General features: G+C 63.9%; 15 protein-coding genes. 7 read left to right on the forward strand and 8 right to left on the reverse strand.

Going from position 1 to position 17,808, the window contains the following annotated elements:
* Positions 1 to 26: 26 nt before the first annotated feature.
* Complete coding sequence (locus tag RSO01_RS30380) at positions 27 to 761, reverse strand: hypothetical protein (RefSeq protein WP_147154319.1); 735 nt, start codon at positions 759 to 761, stop codon at positions 27 to 29.
* Between the two features lie 678 nt (positions 762 to 1,439).
* Positions 1,440 to 2,453, reverse strand: coding sequence for an NADP-dependent oxidoreductase (locus RSO01_RS30385; RefSeq protein WP_147154341.1), 1,014 nt, complete (start codon positions 2,451 to 2,453; stop codon positions 1,440 to 1,442).
* Positions 2,454 to 2,571: 118 nt separating this feature from the next.
* On the opposite strand from RSO01_RS30385, the gene RSO01_RS30390 reads away from it, so the two are divergent.
* A complete protein-coding gene (locus RSO01_RS30390) occupies positions 2,572 to 3,219 on the forward strand; it encodes a TetR/AcrR family transcriptional regulator (RefSeq protein WP_147154320.1) in 648 nt (215 codons plus the stop codon).
* A 625-nt stretch (positions 3,220 to 3,844) separates the two neighbouring features.
* On the opposite strand, the gene RSO01_RS30395 is transcribed toward RSO01_RS30390, so the two are convergent.
* The 4 genes from RSO01_RS30395 to RSO01_RS30410 all read right to left on the reverse strand — a co-directional run bounded on the left by RSO01_RS30395 (position 3,845) and on the right by RSO01_RS30410 (position 9,552).
* Positions 3,845 to 4,624, reverse strand: a complete 780-nt coding sequence (locus RSO01_RS30395; protein WP_281291538.1) for a DapH/DapD/GlmU-related protein — start codon at positions 4,622 to 4,624, stop codon at positions 3,845 to 3,847.
* Between the two features lie 207 nt (positions 4,625 to 4,831).
* Positions 4,832 to 4,981 carry a hypothetical protein gene (locus RSO01_RS48500; RefSeq protein ID WP_218037509.1) on the reverse strand — a complete coding sequence of 50 codons (150 nt, stop codon included), beginning with the start codon at positions 4,979 to 4,981 and terminating at the stop codon, positions 4,832 to 4,834.
* Between the two features lie 1,283 nt (positions 4,982 to 6,264).
* On the reverse strand, positions 6,265 to 7,215 hold the full coding sequence (locus tag RSO01_RS30405; RefSeq protein ID WP_147154322.1) for a class I SAM-dependent methyltransferase: 951 nt from the start codon (positions 7,213 to 7,215) through the stop codon (positions 6,265 to 6,267).
* Positions 7,216 to 7,260: 45 nt separating this feature from the next.
* Positions 7,261 to 9,552, reverse strand: coding sequence for a polysaccharide biosynthesis tyrosine autokinase (locus RSO01_RS30410; protein ID WP_147154323.1), 2,292 nt, complete (start codon positions 9,550 to 9,552; stop codon positions 7,261 to 7,263).
* A gap of 323 nt (positions 9,553 to 9,875) precedes the next feature.
* Here RSO01_RS30410 and RSO01_RS30415 point away from each other — a divergent pair, with 323 nt between their 5' ends.
* Genes RSO01_RS30415 through RSO01_RS30435 form a run of 6 tightly spaced genes read left to right on the forward strand, consistent with a single transcriptional unit; the run spans position 9,876 to position 15,569 of the window.
* Complete coding sequence (locus tag RSO01_RS30415) at positions 9,876 to 10,832, forward strand: glycosyltransferase family 2 protein (RefSeq protein ID WP_170303469.1); 957 nt, start codon at positions 9,876 to 9,878, stop codon at positions 10,830 to 10,832.
* A 25-nt stretch (positions 10,833 to 10,857) separates the two neighbouring features.
* Positions 10,858 to 12,237 carry an MATE family efflux transporter gene (locus RSO01_RS47635; protein WP_170303470.1) on the forward strand — a complete coding sequence of 460 codons (1,380 nt, stop codon included), beginning with the start codon at positions 10,858 to 10,860 and terminating at the stop codon, positions 12,235 to 12,237.
* Positions 12,234 to 13,496: an O-antigen ligase family protein gene (locus RSO01_RS47640; protein WP_170303471.1), complete on the forward strand. Its 1,263-nt coding sequence runs from the start codon at positions 12,234 to 12,236 to the stop codon at positions 13,494 to 13,496. Before RSO01_RS47635 ends, RSO01_RS47640 begins: the two co-directional genes overlap by 4 nt.
* Positions 13,493 to 14,578, forward strand: coding sequence for a glycosyltransferase family 4 protein (locus RSO01_RS30425; RefSeq protein WP_147154325.1), 1,086 nt, complete (start codon positions 13,493 to 13,495; stop codon positions 14,576 to 14,578). The genes RSO01_RS47640 and RSO01_RS30425 overlap by 4 nt, the downstream gene beginning before the upstream one ends.
* Before the next feature lie 59 nt (positions 14,579 to 14,637).
* On the forward strand, positions 14,638 to 15,087 hold the full coding sequence (locus tag RSO01_RS30430; protein ID WP_218037506.1) for a glycosyltransferase family protein: 450 nt from the start codon (positions 14,638 to 14,640) through the stop codon (positions 15,085 to 15,087).
* Positions 15,033 to 15,569 (forward strand): glycosyltransferase, encoded by a 537-nt coding sequence (locus RSO01_RS30435; RefSeq protein ID WP_147154326.1) that lies wholly within the window; start codon positions 15,033 to 15,035, stop codon positions 15,567 to 15,569. Before RSO01_RS30430 ends, RSO01_RS30435 begins: the two co-directional genes overlap by 55 nt.
* Positions 15,570 to 15,627: 58 nt before the next feature.
* Here RSO01_RS30435 and RSO01_RS30440 read toward each other — a convergent pair whose 3' ends face one another.
* Both RSO01_RS30440 and RSO01_RS30445 read right to left on the reverse strand, forming a co-directional pair.
* Positions 15,628 to 15,990, reverse strand: coding sequence for a c-type cytochrome (locus RSO01_RS30440; RefSeq protein WP_147154327.1), 363 nt, complete (start codon positions 15,988 to 15,990; stop codon positions 15,628 to 15,630).
* A 124-nt stretch (positions 15,991 to 16,114) separates the two neighbouring features.
* Positions 16,115 to 17,803: a hypothetical protein gene (locus RSO01_RS30445; protein WP_147154328.1), complete on the reverse strand. Its 1,689-nt coding sequence runs from the start codon at positions 17,801 to 17,803 to the stop codon at positions 16,115 to 16,117.
* Positions 17,804 to 17,808: the final 5 nt, after the last annotated feature.

The raw sequence follows: 17,808 nt of genomic DNA on the forward strand, positions 1-17,808 counted from the left end.
CCACGCGGACAGCGACGGGATTGAGGTCAGTGGACCGCCAACAAATGGTCGAAGTCCCTCTTGAGCAAGTCCTTCGCTGCGCCAACGGTGTCTTTACGTGTCGTGCGGCTTTCCATGTTGATACCCCCGCCGATGATGACGGGTCGCACCGACCAGATCCCCGGCACCATCTCGACGACCCCGGTGATTTGCTGATCCAGGGAGAAGCTCCCAGTATCCTCCGCTTTGAATGAGACCGTCCACTGCAACTCGCTCCCGAGCGGAATGCCGGCCGCATCGCCCTTGGTCCGCTTCGCGCCATCGGTTTCGAATGCAGCGACAAGCGCATAAGGGATCTTCGCAGCTTCGGCCTGACGAATGAATTCCTGGGTGATCTCGGCGCAAGCGTCGCCGGTCCAGCTCACTTTGGACGTGGACGTGCAATGAAAGTAGATGCCGAGAAACTGGTCGATGACACGCTTTGCGTCGGGCGCAAGCGGCGGCGGATGGAGCACAACTGTCGTCGGCCGGTACTCGGCGGGGCTGCGAGGCGGAGGCTGTTCACATGGAACTCCCGTATCCTTCCATAGCCCCTCGCCTCGAGAGTCGGGAAAGCCGGTGCAGACGATCCACGACCGAGGGATACGTGGAAGGCACATGATCGTTCTTGGCTTCATCTTTGAGCCGATGGAACAGTCAACGTCGCCGAAGTCGGCAGCCTGCCCGTAGATCGTAGAACTCAGGAAGATCATCACAGCTACAGCATATGTGTGCGGCGCCATGCGTGACGCTCCCTTTGGAAGGATGTCGTGATTTTGCGGTCGGGAATTGTGTCCGCTGTCTCAAAATCCGCCCGCCTGGATCATTGCTGATAGCAAATCATCGTAGCGCGCAGGTCTGGGCAGGGATAGGGCTCCGGCGCGACCGGGCGTAGCGTCGATTGCAGCACGATTTTGGAGGCTACCAGTGCGAGATGCGGCACATTGGTTGCAGGGCAGGATTTGAACCTACGACCTTCGAGTGATGAAACCGATTCTGCGGCGGGACTAGCTCGCGAAGACATATTGCCTCCGAACGATGCGTGCGGCGATGACCAACCGAATTCTATCCTGGGGTATCCGGCTCTACCGCCGTCCTCGATTTCCTCTTCCATCCCTTACCTGCCGGCGCCAGTGTTGGAGTCAAGCGAGGATGAGCAACCGATCCCGCGGGCTCTACGGGGTTCCGTCATTCGGTTGATTCAAGGGAGCTGACCGTGACTGCATCTGCTTACATCGATCCGGTGCTCGAGCCATCAGGGCCTCCTACGGCGGCCGACATCGAGATCGTCTCCCGCAAGCCTGCTGACCGGCTCGCTCGTGATCGTGTCGGCATGCGCCTCCACGCTGACGCTGCGAACGTCGGCTGTTGGACCATCTCCCCAGCGTCCACGCCGCGTTCGTGGCTAGAGGTCTCGTATCTCAGGCGGCCCTGACGAGACGCTTGCCGATATTGTTGCCCGCCAGAAGTCCGATCAATGCGGCCGGCAGGTTTTCGAATCCGTCGACGATATCTTCGCGCACCTTGAGTTGACCGCTCTCAACCCACCCCCTGAGCTCGGCGATCGCCCGCTCGCGGGCGCCGCCAGCGTAGAAGTCCGACACGATGAAACCTCGCAGCGTGAGACGGCGGGCGGTAAACCACGCCGGTACGCCGCGAACCGCTTGGGGTGCCTTTGACGGATCGGTGTCGTAGGCCGAGACTGCGCCGCAGGCGACGAGCCGTCCGCCTTGCTTCATGTTGAACAGCACGGCTTCGAAGAAGTCGCCGCCGACATTGTCAAAATAGACGTCGACGCCGCCATTCGAGGCAGCCTGAACGGCAGGAAAGAGCGGTCCCGCCTTGTAATCGACGGCAGCGTCGAAGCCGAGATCAACGGTGAGCATGTCGCACTTGGCCTTGCCGCCGGCAATCCCCACGACACGGCAACCCTTGATCTTCGCGATCTGCCCCACAATCGAGCCCACTGCACCAGCTGCGGCCGACACGATCACAGTATCGCCATTCTCCACCTTGCCGACTTCCAGCAAACCGAAGTACGCGGTCAATCCGGCCGTGCCATAGACGTTGAGAAGATATGTTACAGGGTCTGCTTGCGGGAGTTTGGTGAGCTGCTGTGCCGACAACACGGAATATTCCTGCCACCCGGTTTCGCCGAACACGAGATCGCCGACGACAAGGCCGGCAGCCTTGCTGTGCACGACCTCCGCCAGCGCCGTACCTGCCATCATTTGTCCGGCGGTAAGCGCCGCGCGATAAGTCGGCCCAAGCATCCAGGCACGCATGGCGGCGTCTAGCGCGAAGTAGCGAACACGTACCAACACTTGGCCGTCCGACGGCGAGGGAACGCCACTTTCGATCATCCGGAAATGTTCGGGCCCGAGTTTTCCCTTCGGAAGCTCTGCGATCACGAACTGGCGGTTGGTATCGGCCATTGCGATCCTGTCCATGACGGGCGTCCTCCACAATGCACCGGCTCGGTTGCCGCATTGCACATTCTGCCCAGAGAGAATGCTATATACAGGAGTGTAAATTTACACTATTGTATAAATTATGCAAGCGACCCGCACTGAACGATCTCGCGGGCTGATCCTCGACGCCGCCGAGGCCATCTTTCAGGATCGAGACTTCGCATCTACGTCGGTAGAAGAAATCGCGCAGCGGGCCGGGCTGACGCGCAAGACGGTCTACAACTTGTTCTCCTCCAAGGAGGAAATTGTGGCCCAGCTGCGCGCACGCGCTGAGGCGCACTCCTATCCGCCGATCCGCGCGCGAATGGGCAACGACCATCCCGCGCTGACCATTCTCGAGGACACGCTAGTTGGTCATGGACGCTGGTGCGCAGCAAACCAGAACATTGCCGCGCTGGCCTTGTCCGGATCGGCAAACAAGCCGTCCTCGACGGTCGATTCTGGGGACGGCGCATTTATCGCCTTGGTGAGGGACATACTGGTATTGGGCCAGCAACAAGGAAGCATCCGCAAGGATGAAGATGCCGGCATTATGGCACTATTCCTGCTCGGCGCTCATGCCCAGACCATGCGCCATATGCTGGCGACCGGTTCGTTCCATGATGGCAAACTGAAATACGTGCTGCGGTTGCTCATCGAAGGCATGGGTGCCCGAGCGGCTTCGACCAAACCAACAACTCGGCATCGACCGAAAAGACGATCCAAAGTCACGGCGAAACGACGGACGTAGCGACTCAGCTATCGGTGGATTAAAGTCATGAAGTTGAGCGGTCCGTCAGAGATTGGCTCTACGAGTACAGGCGCTAGTACGACGTCGTCCACCGGTTCTCGAGCACCGCCTCGATGCGGCGGTGCCGCGCCTTCATCACGTCGGCTGGCACGGCGCTGACGAAGCCGTAGAAGATCTTGCTGCGGTCGCATCGATCACCCGCTCGCCGACCAGCCTGGGGTCGATGCCGGTCTGCGCCAGGCGCTCCGCCAGGACAGCCTCGTCGGTCGGACGCGTCTGTGGGCCGGGACCTGTGCAACTGGCTCTGTGCTCTTCGAAGCACCGACCATAGACTCTCCAATGACGACACGGCGCCCAAAGACGTAGGTCTACTTGGGTGACGCAAGGGCTCGTCCCCACTTCGATCGTCTGCGATGATGCATGCTTCAGTCCATCTCGCCAAGAAGACGTCAAGCTTTGAGACGCTCTACTACGTCACCTCGATCTCGGGGACCCGCTGCGGCTGCCAACGAAAAAACTGACAATGCGCACGATGCGGCAGGCACATGAGATGCCGACAGCGGTTCGAGGCGCACCACGCGCCCGACGAACTCGCGGCGTTCAGGAAAGGGCCATCAAGGCCTGCTCAGTCGTTGGTGTGCAACGTCGTGTTCAGCCCGCCCCAGCGGGAGGAGTCCGTCGGCAGGACCTCGACCGAGCCGCTCTGGCTGTTGCGCCGAAACAGCAACCCCGGCCGGCCGGACAGTTCTCGTGCTACCACCACCTTGCCGTCCGGCAACTTCACCTTAGTGCCTGCCGTCACATAGAGCCCTGCTTCGACGATGCATTCATCGCCGAGCGAGATCCCTATGCCCGCGTTCGCCCCGAGCAGGCTGCGCTCGCCGATCGAGTTCTTCATCTTCCCTCCACCCGACAGTGTCCCCATGATCGACGAGCCCGCACCGACATCGGAATTCTTGCCGACAATCACGCCCGGTGTGACTCGGCCTTCGACCATCGCCTCGCCCAGCGTGCCGGCGTTGAAGTTGACGAAGCCCTCGTGCATCACAGTCGTTCCCGAACCGAGGTGTGCGCCAAGCCGCACTCGGTCGGCGTCGCCGACGCGCACGCCCGACGGCACCACGAAGTCTACCATGCGCGGAAACTTGTCGACCGAGTAGACAATCAAGTGATGGTAGTCGGCCGCCACCTTCGTGCGCAGATCGTCGACCTTGCCAGGCAGCACCGGTCCGGCGGACGTCCAGGCGACGTTGGTGAGCAAGTTGAAGGCGCCGTCGAGATTAAGGCTGTTCAGCTTGACGCTCCGCTCGGACAGCAGGTGCAAGCGAAGCCAAACGTCCTCGGTCGAAGCCGGACGATCGTCGAGATGCTGGATCGTGACCTCGACATGGTCGCCCTCGACCAAGGCGTGCTTCTCCGCCAAGCAGTGGCGGATCACCGCCGCATCCCGCTGCGGGAATCAGGTGTCGAGCGTGACACCGGTCTCTGCATCCCTATACCGATGTCCCCGCCTGTGAAGCTCCATGGATTCCCCCAATACAACCAGCGCGACTTGACGCCAGGCGCGCGGGCGCCACACTACCAACCCGTTGGATTGAGTGGCAACTCGGTCTCACCGCTGGCGCAACGACCAGAGCGATCCTCCATCGGCTTCAAGATCAAGCAACTGCTCGATCGGCTGGCGCTTGCGGATTACCGAGAGCGCTCCCGCATCAAGCATGACTTCAGGCGCAAGCGGGCGCGTGTTGTAGTTTGAAGACATGGTCGCGCCATAGACCCCGCGCCTCGCAGGATCGCGATGTCGCCAGCCTCCGGTAGCGGGAGTTCGCGGAACTCGACGAAGCCGCCGTCATGTTGGGTGAAGACGTCTCCTGCGTCGCAGAGCGGCCCGGCAACCACAATGGGACGGGTCAGACCGGCAACCGGCCGGATTGGCTGTTCTTCCATGTCATCTAGGAGATCGTGATTCGTCACGTCACAGGGTTGGCCAAGTACTGAGCAACATAGTCTCCGACCAATGGCCGCTCGTGCATCGCGATGTCCGCGCCCTTGCGCGCGTGAGAGCCGTCATGGACACTCTCGTCCAGCTGTTTCATCGAGAGAGAGGAGCAATCGCTGGGTTACGGGCGTTGCGATGATCGAATCGTCAACCCAAGGCCGCGCAGTAGAGGCGTGGAAAAAGAGAAAGCCGCCGGCAAGCGGCGGCTTTTTCGCACTGGTTGCGGGGCAGGACTTGAACCTACGACCTTCGGGTGATGAAACCGCTTCTGCGGCGCGATTAGCTCGCAAAACACTCGTTCTTTGTGGCCTCCGAACGCACCGTGCGGCGGTGGCCAACCGAATTCTATCCCAGGGTATCCGACTCCACCGCTCTCCTCGATTTCCTCTTCCATCACTTACCTCCCGGCGCAATTCTTGTAATTGAGCGAGCATGAGCGACCGATCCCGTAATTCTTGAGCGTGCTCTACGGAGTGTTGTCATTTGGCCGATCGAGGGAGCTGACCGTGGCTGCATCTGCTTACATCGAGCCGGTGGCCGATCCATTGAGGCCGCCTCATACGGCGGCCGACATCGACACGGTCTTCCGTAAGCGCGCTGACTGGTTCGGCTGTGATCGTGTCTGCAAACGCCTCTACGCTAGGGGCTTCCCGCATCGGTGTGAACGTAGCCTGTGTCTGCCAAGGCCGTGGCCGACTGGCCAGCGAGCGCAGGCAGGGCGGAGCGCATGAGTCGCACGTCTCAACGCGTGCGACCGATTCCCTCTGTTTGTTCTCTTTGTGGATCACAGCAGAGCAGCCCGAAAACGTTGGCCAGCTTGAAACAAACGAGGTTGGGTAGTTGGCGCGCCCGAAGAGATTCGAACTCCTAACCTTCTGATCCGTAGCCAGAAGGACATAAATGGCTAAGATGTTGATATGTCGGTCTTCTTCGATATACAGCGTCGCACGTTACCGGCCGCCTTTTGCGCCAATATCGGCCCTTTATTGCACGTCCTTCTCGACCAGAAAGCGCCGCAGCCCCAGCGCTGATCACTTCGACGGTCATCAAGGTTTGGCCGGGGCCGGACCGGGACAGCGCGCCGTCAACGGCGAAACGGGCTTGCGCCAGCAAGCGTCGACACCGACCGACAGCAGTTCCTCGTCCGAGTAGTTGCTCAGTTGCCCCGCCGACCTCAGTTTGGCCAACTCCTCGCGGTCTGGTGGGGGTGCATTGCACAACGCGATCACCCTGCATCCCGGCATCCGGGATTCGAACAATCGAACCCAGTCGTCGAGCCGCAATCTGTTCAGGTAGGCATTCGACCTGACTTGCTGCCCCAACTCCGGCCGAAGATGAGCCCAGAACGGCAATCCTCCCCGCCGCCCGGAGAATATGCGCGTGTCGTGGCCGCCGCTGTCGCAGGTGAAGAGATGAAGGCGCACGAACATTGTCCCTCCGGGCTTGAGCACTCGGGATATCTCGCGGATCGCACCTTCGGGATCCGACAGATGTTCGAAGACGTCCTTGGAGAAAACGACGTCGAAGTGGTCGTCCGGGAACTGCATTCTCGACGCATCCATGCGCAGCACTGGCAGTTCCGGCAGGGCTCCCAGCCCCAGTTGCGCGGTCACTTCCGCCCTTATCCTGGCATCGATTCCCAACAGCTTCCGCCCGACGGTCTTGCAGGTGCGCAACCAGCCGTTCTGCGCCAGCATGTGGACACACCCCCGGAAACTGAGGACCGGCAGGAGGACGTCGAGGTCGATTCCCATGACCTCGTTGTTGCGCCCGAAATAGGCGAGCTGCAGCTGCTGCTGGCCGGGACCGATCTCAAGCATCTTGAGGCCGGCAACAGGTGCGCCGATCAGCCGGCTGATCTTGCTGTCCATGTCACGTGTCTCGTCGAGCAGCGCATGGATCCTGCCCGGGAGGTCGCGCGTATGGGTGCGGTACAAGTGCCAGAACTCGACTGCCCGCTGAACGGGACCGAGCGGCACGCCAATATAGGACGGCATCGGAACCTGATTGCTTGTACGAACCACCCGCTTCTCGAGGTTGGGTCAAGCCGCCCTTCGAGCCCTGAGATATTGACTGTAGGCGCGGCCATAGACCTCGGAGTCGGCGAACTCGTACTTTGCCAGCTGCTTTATGTCGACTTTGGAGACGACGATGCCGGCGATGCGGGCGCCCGCGTCGCCCAACAGCGACAGCGCATGGGCGGCCACCGTCCATCGCGTCTTCTTCCAGCGGGCGATGAAGATGGAGTAGTCCGTCAAAGGCACGAGGATGCGCGCGTCCGAGATCGGCAGGACGGGCGGCGAGTCCACGACGATGAAGTCGTAGGATGCTTTCCAGCATTCCATGGCCTCGGCCAGCCGTTGCGAGCGCAATACGTTCTGCGGCACCGAGGACAGCGATCCTGCCGTCAGGACCGAGATGCGCGTCCTTTCGTCGACGTGGATCGCCTCATTCAGGTCGCACGACGGGTCGAGGCAATCCGCAAGCCCCGGCTTGGGCGACAGGCCGAAAGCGCGATGCAGGCGTGGCGATCGGAGGTCCGCATCTATCAACAGCACGTGCTTGCCCGCGCTGCTGATCTTTGCGGCCAGAGCGATCGCGGTGGTCGTTTTGCCTTCCAAGGGCAGGGCTGATGTCACGAGCAGCACGAGAGAGGACCGCTCGCGCTGCGCCAGCTCCATGACCGACGTGAAGATCGACCCTATCGATTCCGAGAAGGCCGAAGGCTTCTGGTCCGAGGTGAAGCGCAGCAGCCGCGCCAGCGAATCCGCTCGATGGTGCAGGTCCGGGACGATGCCGAGGGCCTTCAGGCCCCTATCGGTGATGTGCTGAGAGCTCAGGATCTTTCCGTTGTCCTTGTGTTCGCTGACCAGGGCGAACGACAGCGCCGCGCCGGCCGCCACGAACAGTATCGCACCAAGCGCCACGAGGACCCTGGGCGAACTGGGCGTCAGGGGCGCCGCGGCCGGCGCGATCACCCATCCCGCCGCCTCGTTGAAGCCGACCTGTTCGGTGCGCTTCAGCCGGTTCAGAAACGCCTCGTAGACGGTGCGTGAGACACCGGCTCGGCGCTCGAGGGCCCGCAGTTCGACCAGTCCGCCGCTCAGCCGGTCGTAATTGACCCTGAAGCCCTGCAGGGCGGCTTCCAGCAACTCGACCTGCTTGCCGGCGACGGTGACGTCGGAGCGTAGTCTGGCGAGCCGGGCCTTTGCCTCGTATTCGACTTCCCGTTTCGCCGCCCCATACTGCTTCTCGACGCGCAGAGCGTTCGGGTGCGCCGCTCCCTGGGCGATCGACGTCCCGGCGAGCTCGGCATGCAGCGACGCTTCCATCTCCCGCAGCTTGTCGTCGAGCCGCGAACTGCCCGACTCCAGGGCGCCCACGAGCCCGAACTGCTTGACCCTGGCTTCGACCGCTTGCAGCTTCGTCTTTGCCACGCCCTCTGCGATACGCGCGCCCGCCAGCTTCTCGTTCGTGGCATCCATCTCGGCCTGCAGCTGGCCGATGTCGCGGCTGTCGCGCAGGATGTTGGCGGCGCGGAAGTCCTCGACCGCCTTCTCCGCGGCTGCGACCTGCTCCAGAAGGTGTTCGGACTGGCCCTTCAGGTACTTCGCCGCAGCCTTGGCCTGGTCCAGTCGAGCCGCTTGACGGGCCTCGATGTAGTTGTCGGCCACCGCATTGGCCACCTTCGCCGCGACGCCCGGATCGGTCGCGGTGAAGGCAATGTCCACGGTCGTCGACCTGCCGATCGTCCAGATCTTGAGCTTCTTGCCGAGCGATTCGGCGATCAGCTCCACCGGGTCGGCCGCCGGATCGACGGCAGCCGCGGCTATTGTTTCCCATCGCTCCGGCAGCGCCGCGAAGACGCCGGGCCAATCGCCATCCGTCAACGAACGCCAGCGCTGGCGGAGCAGGGCGAGGACGCCGGCTCGCCAGTTGTGCACGCTCGCCTGGAAACGGGGGTCCCGGTCGAGCTGCAGATCCTGCACGATCTTCACCAGCGCCGCCTTCGTCTTCATGAGCTGGATGTCGCTTTCGACATCGGGCTCGCGCGGCGGAGGCGGGTAGGCCGGCGGGGCAACCTGATCGGTCGTGGCGAGATCGGGCTGCCGCGAGGCGACGGCCATGATCGTGTGCGCGGTGTATTCGCGAGGAAGCATCAGGAGGATGGCCACGCCCACCAGCGAGACCAGGACGAAGACCATGAGGCACCGCCGCCAGCGGCGGCGCAGGATGCGCCAGAGATTGTCGACGCCCTTGGGATGCCCGGGCGCCGACAACGTTTGGGTAGCGACGGGGAAGGGTCCTTGGAACAGCGCCGGCTCCTGGGGCATTACCTGACCTCGGCTTGGGACGTCGTCGCGATCGCCCGGCGCGCCGGGCGCTCGCGGATGCCGCGCAGACGATCCGGCGGCTCGTCGCGCCGATGTTAAGACAGCGAGCGGGGGCTGCCTAGGAAGCGCAGCAACCGGCCGTGGCGTGGTGTTTTTGCTTACTCCGTTGATTCTGTTTTCTTTTCTTATCTTTTCGTCCGCTTCGACCAGAGCATGTTACGAAAAGGTCACGCCGCCGGCAGGGCGCGCGAAGGCAAGCTGCCCTCATGGTCGAACCAGGTACATCCAGCCGAGTCGACAGTCAGGAAACTCCGCTCGTCAGCGTGATCATCCCGACTTTCAACCGGAAGGATTCTGTGTTGCGCGCCCTCGAGAGCGTGGCGCGGCAGACCTATCCGGCCGTCGAGGTGATCGTTGCCGACGACTGCTCGACGGACGATACCGTCCACGTGATCGCGAGCCGGCCGTTTCCGATCCCGGTCCGCGTCGTGTCGCTGCCTATGAACCAGGGGCCGGCCAGTGCGCGAAACGCCGCGATCCGGCACGCCGCCGGCAAGTACGTGGCGCTGCTCGACAGCGACGATGTCTGGCTGCCGTCCAAGCTGGAGCGGCAGGTCGAGGCGGCCGAACGAAGCGGCGATCCCGAGATGGTGCTCGTCTACTCGCCGGCCGAGGTGCGACGCCGCCAGGAAACGATCGTGCGCCCGCGCCGTGCGATCGGCGCCGACGAGAACGTGGCCGACTATCTTTTCGCCGACGGTGGTTACATCGCCCAGCCCACGGTGCTGTTCTCCGCCAGGATGGCGCGCGAGATCCTTTATCGCCCGGGCATGCGTCAGCATGAGGATTGGGACCTGTACATGCGCCTGCAGCGCCGGGGCGTGCAGTTCATCATGCTGCCCGAGGTCCTTTGTGTCGTTGAGGACCGCGAGACGACGGGTCGCAGCAGCACGCCGCGTCCGCACGATTCGCTGGCCACGCTCGAGACGTGGAAGCCGACCATCTCGCGCCGGGCGTTTCTCGCCTTCCGGGCCAAGATCGCCCCCGAACTGCGGCGTGACGCCCCGCTGCGTGCCTTTGCCATGATTGTCGATGCTTACCTTGGCGGCGCGATCGGCCCCTTTCATCTGGCCGTGTTCCTGGCCCGTCTGGTTCACCCCCGCACCGATGAGGTCGCCTTTCGGCTGCGCGGGTCCTCCGCAGGCACCCTCCGCCGGGCCTTCTCGGCGCGTGCCTATGACAGGCGGGTGAGGACGGGCCAAACCAGCCACGACGGCTGACCGGAAGACCAGGCCGATGAGGGACATGAAAGGCCTCGCCGGTGATCTGGGACGCTACATGCTCGTGACGATCGGCCCGGTGGGTGCCGCCGTCTCGCAGTTCGCACTGTCCCTCGTTCTTCTGCGCTTCGTCGAACCGGCCACCTTCGGCACGTTCTCATTCCTGCTGACGGCGTCGCAGTTCAGCTTGGGCATCTCGAGCGCGTTGTTCGGCGCGGTGCTGCCGATCGTGCTGGCGGATGAGGATCCTACGTCGCGCCGGAAACTGAGCGGCTGCCTGTTCGCGACGAACCTGGCCGCGGTCTGCGTCGCCGCCCCGCTTTTCTTCGCCCTGGCATGCACCCTCGGCGTGTCGCTGACCGAGGCTGGGCTTTTCGCGGCTTATGCCGCGGTCGCCCTGATCCGGTGGTTTGCGCGAGCCCATGCCTACGCGACTGGCCGGGAACTCAAGACCACGGCGTCCGATATCGTCTATTCGGTCATCGTCCTGGTGGGCATCGCAATGGCGCTCCTGGACCGCCACGTCGGCCTCGACATCGCCTGTGCAACGTTGCTGGGGGGCGCGCTCGCCGGCATTCTCCCGTTCGGTCGCGGCTATCTTGCGCAGCAGTTCATCCATGTCCGGGGGCGCCACCTGGCACTCTATGCACGGATCTGGCGCCGGCACGCTGGCTGGGCCTTTCTCGGCGTGCTGACGACCGAGGCCACGGCCAACGCCCACGTCTACATCGTCACACTCATCTACGGGCCGCTGGGCTTCGCGCCGATCGCAGCCACCGCGCTGTTCATTCGGCCGGTTGGGGTCGCCATGAATACGCTCACCGACTACGAGCGGGCCCGCATGGCACGCCAGATCGCCGACGACCGGGTCGACCTGGTCAAGGACTCGCGCCGGTTCCTCCGTCTCATCCTGATTCTGGCATGGCTGGCAACGGCCCTCGCTGTCGCGCTCCTGTTGCTCTATGCGCCCGACGCGCTGTTCTCGTCCCACTACAGCGGACCGGTCGTGGTCACCGGTGCCGCCTTGTGGCTGGCCGTCGCCGCCATCCGCGTGTTGCGCACGCCGGAAGGAACGCTGTTGCAGGCGGCGGGCGCCTTTCGCCCACTCGCCATCGCAAGCATCCTGTCCTCGGGAGTCTCCATCACCACCGTCTTGGTCCTGGTCATCGTCGGCGGCCCGCTGTGGTCGATCGCCGGCATCCTTGCCGGCGAACTGGTGATCGCCGGCTGGATCTGGCGACAGGCCCGTCGCTGGCCGGTCGCCCGGGACCCTCAGGCGGGAACGTCCCAGCCATGGGACGCCGAGTTAACCATCATCGGCCCGTCGGCCGTCGTGCGCGGCGCCTCGCCGAGACAGTGCCATCAGAGCCGAGGCGCTGCTCCGGCACGCGCGACCGCGAAATGACCGTCTCCGTCTATCCGGAAAGCCGTGCCGCCAGCGTACTGACGCGGGTCCTTTTCTTTTTGTTCATTCTCGCCTCTTTCCTTTTCTATTCGCCGGTCATCGTGGGCGGCTACGAGGCGACAGGCGCGCCGGATGACGGCAGCGATACGATACGCCAAGTCGGCTTCTCGGCGATTTTCCTGTCGATCGTTCTCACCCTGGTGACCACCCGGGGGGCGGGGGAGCTGTTCAACGTGCCGATCGCTCTCGTCGCCCTGCTGCTGTGGTGCTGGTTGAGCGTCGCCTGGGCGATCGACCCGGGCGCTTCGTTTCGGCGGATCGCTTTCACGAGCGTCGTCGTCCTCGGCATCGTCTACTCGGTCAGCATGATGGAGGATGGCAGCGTCATATCCATCATCGGCCTGTGCTTCGCGCTTGTCCTGATGGCGGACTGGGCGGCAATGGCAGCTTTGCCGCAGGCTGTCCATCCGCCGGCCGATCTCGAGTTCGAGGCCGCCGGAGGTGCGTGGCGCGGCATTCACATACACCGGAACGCGGCCGGCGCGTTCGGTGCCCTCGCTGCATTGTATTTCCTGCACCTGTTGTTCGCGGGCCGCCGCCGTGCGGTCGCAGCCGTCTTTCTCGCCCTGTCCGTCGGATTCCTGTTCTTCACGGGATCGAAGACCTCGAACGGCGTCGTCGGCGTCGCGGCCGCCGCCGCGCTCCTGTTCGGCTACGGTTACCGATATCCCGTTGTGCGCAAGGTGCTGTCGATCTGGGCGCTCGGGCTCGTCCTCGTCGCCTTCGTCGAGCTCGAGGACTTCCTTCCCGACGTGCTTGCCTTTCTCGAGGACCCGAGGGCGCTGACCGGGCGCACCCAGATCTGGGAAATGCTGGTTGAGTACGCCGAGGACCACCCGCTGCTGGGCTCCGGTTACGGCTCCTTTTGGGCCATCGGCAATGCCAGCCCGGTGAATGCCCTTGGAAAGGCCTGGTATTCGACCTTGAACGTCGGCCACAACGGCTATCTCGACCTCCTGGTGCAGACCGGCGCCGTCGGCCTGGCGATTGCGATGGCGGCTCTGGTCGCCCACCCGATGTACCTTCTTTTCACGCGCGAGATCCACGCGCACATGCGGTGGTTCCTCGGCGCCGTCTTCACCTTCTTCTGGCTGCATAACCTGACGGAAACGTCTCTGCTGGACCGGGCAAACTTCGTCTGGGTCGCGACGCTGAGCGCGATTTGCATCCTCGTCCGTCAATCGAAGGGAAGCCCATGAACGTTCTGCTGGTCGGAGGAAGCCGAAGCGTCCAGGGTGGGGTGGAGCAATTCTGCGTGCGTGCCGAAGAGGCGCTGACCAGCATCGGCAGGCACAGGGTCGAGCACATCTTCTCCGACGCGGCCTACCTGCGGCCGAAGACGCTGCCCAGGCTCGCGGCATGCATGGGAGCGCTGTTCCGCAGGCGGAACGCGGACTGGGATTGTGTCTGGCTTCAGTATTCCAGCTTTCCCGACTTGGTGGTGCTGGTCGTTTGCCGTCTGCTTGGCTACCGCGTCCTGGTGACCCCGCACGTCGGGCGAAGCCTGGCGTCGATCAGGAATCCGGTCCTGCATTTCGTCGGGCTCAGGCTCCTGTCGACAGCGAATGGAATTGCTCTGCTGTCGGACAGCCAGATGGAGGAACTCGTTCTGCCGGCATCGTCCAGCAAGTGCACGATCCTCACCTTCCTGCCGAAGGCGCTGGCCTCGCCGCGCGGCGAGCCGCCCGCAGGCGGTGCCCCTCCCGTCCGGCTCGTCCATGCGGCCCGGCTGTCGCGGGGGAAGGGCTCGTTCCTTTTCATCGAGGTGTGCGCCATCCTCAAGCGGGCGGGATTGCCGTTCTCGGCGCGGCTGATCGGCCCCAGCGACGAGCATACCCGGCAGGAGCTCGAATCGCTGATTTCGGAGAGGGATCTGCAAGGCGACGTGGCCTTTCTCGGCGCGATGCCGGGGCCGGCCCTGCTCGGCGAGCTGTCCCAGGCGGATGTGCTGGTCCATCTCTCGGAGCTCGACGCCCTTCCGCTGATCGTGCTGGAGAGCATCGGCTGCGACGTCTTCCCGATTTGTCTGGACCTGCCCGGTGCCCGGCACATCACGCGATCGTATTGCGGGCATGTGGTCGGCCATCCGGCCGCTGACCGCAAGGCGGCGGATTTCATCCTCAGCCAGGACCGCTCGTCGTTGAAGAGCAGGGCCAGGCTTGCCGGAGCGCGATTGCGCCGCGACTACGACTGGTCGAACTGCGTGTCGGTCTGCGAGCGCGCATTGACTGACATGACAGGACTCCGCAAGGCCGCTCCGGTCGAGGATCTTCCGCGGTGAGTACCCCCGACGCCCCGCCTCAGGCCATTGCCGACCGTTCCGGGAAAGGCGCAACCCGGGTGAAACGAATCCTTGCGGTCGCGTCGGGCGGCGGCCACTGGGCGGATCTGTGTCGCCTCTATCCGATCTTTGCCGGGCTGGATGTCGCCTTCGTCAGCGTTCACAGAAGCTACGCCAGCCAGGTGAGCGGGCATCGTTTCTATGTCATGCGCGACGTCTCCCGGCACGACCGCTGGGCCATCGTCGTGCTGATCCCTCAGCTCGTGCGGGTCGTCCTGAAAGAGCGGCCCGACGTGGTCATCACGACGGGATCGGCGCCGGCCCTGTTTGCGCTGGCGCTGGCGAAGCTGCTCGTCAGGGCCAAGACCATCTGGATCGATCAGATCGCCAACGTCGAGGAATTGTCGATGTCGGGCTCGCTGGCGCGCTACGTCGCCGATGTTTGGTTGACCCAATGGCCCGACTTGAAGAGCCGACGTGGCCCCGACTACTGGGGGGCCGTGCTGTGATCCTTCTGACCATAGGGACCATGCTTCCCTTCGACCGGTTGGTCCGGGTCGTCGACCGGTGGGCCGGCGTCCATCGCGAGGAGGAAGTAATCGCCCAGATCGGCGACAGGGGAGTCTACGAGCCCAAGCACATGCAGTGGATGCGTTTCGTGCCCCCCGACGAATTCGCCGCGATGGTCGATCGGAGCCGGCTTCTGATTGCCCACGCGGGGACCGGCAGTTTCCTGCTCGCAGCCGAACGGGCGCGCCCGATTGTTCTGTTTCCCCGCCTGGCCTGGCTCGGTGAGCACACGTCGGATCACCAGCTCCAGACGGCGCGGTGGCTCCAGCACAAGCGGGGAGTCCATATCGCCATGACAGAGGAGGAACTGCCCTCCGCCATCGCCGCGGCGCTGGCGCAGCCCGAGGTCGTCGTGGAACCCATACCGCCCTACGCGCCAAGCCCGTTCCTGTCGCGCCTGCGCGATGCGTTGCTGAACTAGAATGTGCCGACAGCCTGCTTTTTCTCGCCGGCATCCGGGCGGGACAAGTGCAGCAGCGTTAGCGCAGGCTCAAGATGTAGGCGACCAGCGCGTCGCGCTCTTGGGAGCTGAGCCAGAAGTCGGGCATGAGCGTGTGCCCTGTAGAGAGGTAGCGGTCGAGCGAACGCGCCGTCGTGTCGGGCCGGGCGGCGATTGCCCGGAAGCTCGGCGCGTTATCGGTGGCCATGCTCTGGTTGGGTTCGACAACGTGGCACGCCATGCACCAGCGCACGGCCAGACTGCGTCCGACTGGGGGATTCTGCGCGGCCGCCGGCAATGCCGGCAGTGCCACGGCCAATATCGCCGCCATTGATCTTCGCATCTGTTTCGTCCTCCGGTGGCGATCGTTGATTGCCGCTGTGTCGGCAGCAGTGCCGATCATGACGCTACTCAGCACGACATTGCGGCGTCACAGTGCAGGACATCCTGCGGAGCGGGTCCGAACCGATCGCAAGAGTTAAGGTCTGGACCAACTGGAGCCTGGACCAGCCGGCGCCCGGATGGCGTCAGTTCGCGGCGCCCTTGAGCACGCTGAACGAGATAACCGGTTGCTCCGATAGCGATCGGTCGGTGAGGTTCTCGACCGTGATGGTGAAGCCCCTGTCCTCCACGGCGGTGACCTCCGCTCTGTAGCCGTTCGCCGTGCCGCCACGCGCCACGACGACGACCGGAATGTCCGTCGCCGAGACGGTCGCGTTCGAAACGGCGAAGCTCACCTTCGCTCCCGCGGCCAGAGCCGCATTGTTCATCGTGATGAAGCCGGTGAGCTTGTTCAGCGTCACGCGCGTGGCCTTCGAGGTCGTCTGGACGGCCATGCCGCCAACCCCGGCGCCGGTCGCATAGCCGAGCCCTTCGCCGTTGGCGTTGTTCACGAGCAGACTCCTGAACTTCGTGCTGCCGGCATGGTCCAGCGACCACATCGTTCCGCCGGAAAGGGTGCCGATGTCGGCGACGAGCGATCCGGCGGCCGGCGTATGGGCATGGGCTCCGACGTAGAGGGCGCGGGTGACGAATTCCTTCTCGTACCACGCCGGCATCATCGCACAGCCGAAGCCAACAACGTTCAGCTTCTGCCAGTAGTTCTCCGGCAGCCTGGTGAAGGTCGGCGATACGATCGTCGGGAAGCCGTGTGGGTCCTTGGTGTACTGCTTGCCGAATGTCCAGTCGGTGGCGTGGCTCGACGTCATCGAACCGTAGGAGTCGATGCGCGGGCTGAGGATCGTGACCCCCTCGAAGTATCCATCGAGGACGAAGCCGACGCAGCCCTTCGTGCTGACGTGGCCATAGAATCCGCCGACCTGCTGGAGGACCGAGGACGCCCACGCGCCTTCCAGCTTGAACAGACAGGCGTCGCTGAGCTCAGCCGTCTCGGCGACCAGGTTAGTGAAGACATTGCCCTCGAAGCTCGCCGACTGTTGCGGCACGCCACGTTCCAGCGGCGCCTTGCCGTAAAAGCCGACGAGGTTGCTGGTTGACCACAGGTTCTGCCACGTATTCGTCTCACAGCAAGACAGCGCGGTATCGGTGTTGGTCACCTCGAGCTGATGTCCGGCGCCCCTGGTGAAGCCGCTGCATTGGAAACTTTCGTACCAGCCCTGGACCTGGTCCTGCCAGAGCACGCCACCCTTGCCGGCCGGGCTGCCGAGGACATTGCCGCGACCGCCGTTGATGATGATGTTCTTGCCTTGGCCTCGAACGTTGTTCGGGCCGGCTATGTTCGATTTGATCTGCAGGAACCAGCCGCTGCCCGAGTAGCTGAACCAGTTTCCGTTGAGCTCGACCCGGATCGTTCCTGAGTTGTCGCCCAGCCGTCCCGGGTCGATGGTCCAGGCATTCGCCGTGCCGCCCGGACCGCCGGAGAAGTGGAACGTGCCGGCGCCGCGTCCGAATCTCGACCCACCGATTGGCGGCAGCCAGATCGTGCCCCCCTTCGTCGCGTAGACGCCGCTCATCATGGCGGCGAAGGCGGCGGTGTTGTCGGTCGTGCCGTCGGCCACCGCTCCGTAGTCCAGCGGATTGAAGAGGGGCCCCAGCGGCAGGGGCGCTGGCGGACGCGCCCCGCCGGCGGGCTTGCCGCCGGTCTGCGCGTGGACGGCCTGCGCCGCCAGTCCGAGAACGGTGCCCAATGCCGCGGTGCCGATCACGGCCCTGCGCCGCGCAAAGACTTCACTGGACAGGCGTGTGCTCCGCTTCATGCCAA

This window comes from Reyranella soli (assembly GCF_007992495.1).
GTDB classification, from domain to species: Bacteria; Pseudomonadota; Alphaproteobacteria; order Reyranellales; family Reyranellaceae; genus Reyranella; species Reyranella soli.

Bases quoted from the DNA above. Each gene is read 5' to 3' on its own strand.
- RSO01_RS30380 (WP_147154319.1), bottom strand. From the start codon at position 761: ATGGCGCCGCACACATATGCTGTAGCTGTGATGATCTTCCTGAGTTCT.
- RSO01_RS30385 (WP_147154341.1), bottom strand. From the start codon at position 2,453: ATGGCCGATACCAACCGCCAGTTCGTGATCGCAGAGCTTCCGAAGGGA.
- RSO01_RS30390 (WP_147154320.1), top strand. From the start codon at position 2,572: ATGCAAGCGACCCGCACTGAACGATCTCGCGGGCTGATCCTCGACGCC.
- RSO01_RS48500 (WP_218037509.1), bottom strand. From the start codon at position 4,981: ATGTCTTCAAACTACAACACGCGCCCGCTTGCGCCTGAAGTCATGCTT.
- RSO01_RS30405 (WP_147154322.1), bottom strand. From the start codon at position 7,215: ATGCCGTCCTATATTGGCGTGCCGCTCGGTCCCGTTCAGCGGGCAGTC.
- RSO01_RS30410 (WP_147154323.1), bottom strand. From the start codon at position 9,552: ATGCCCCAGGAGCCGGCGCTGTTCCAAGGACCCTTCCCCGTCGCTACC.
- RSO01_RS47635 (WP_170303470.1), top strand. From the start codon at position 10,858: ATGAAAGGCCTCGCCGGTGATCTGGGACGCTACATGCTCGTGACGATC.
- RSO01_RS47640 (WP_170303471.1), top strand. From the start codon at position 12,234: ATGACCGTCTCCGTCTATCCGGAAAGCCGTGCCGCCAGCGTACTGACG.
- RSO01_RS30425 (WP_147154325.1), top strand. From the start codon at position 13,493: ATGAACGTTCTGCTGGTCGGAGGAAGCCGAAGCGTCCAGGGTGGGGTG.
- RSO01_RS30435 (WP_147154326.1), top strand. From the start codon at position 15,033: ATGGCCCGACTTGAAGAGCCGACGTGGCCCCGACTACTGGGGGGCCGT.
- RSO01_RS30440 (WP_147154327.1), bottom strand. From the start codon at position 15,990: ATGATCGGCACTGCTGCCGACACAGCGGCAATCAACGATCGCCACCGG.
- RSO01_RS30445 (WP_147154328.1), bottom strand. From the start codon at position 17,803: ATGAAGCGGAGCACACGCCTGTCCAGTGAAGTCTTTGCGCGGCGCAGG.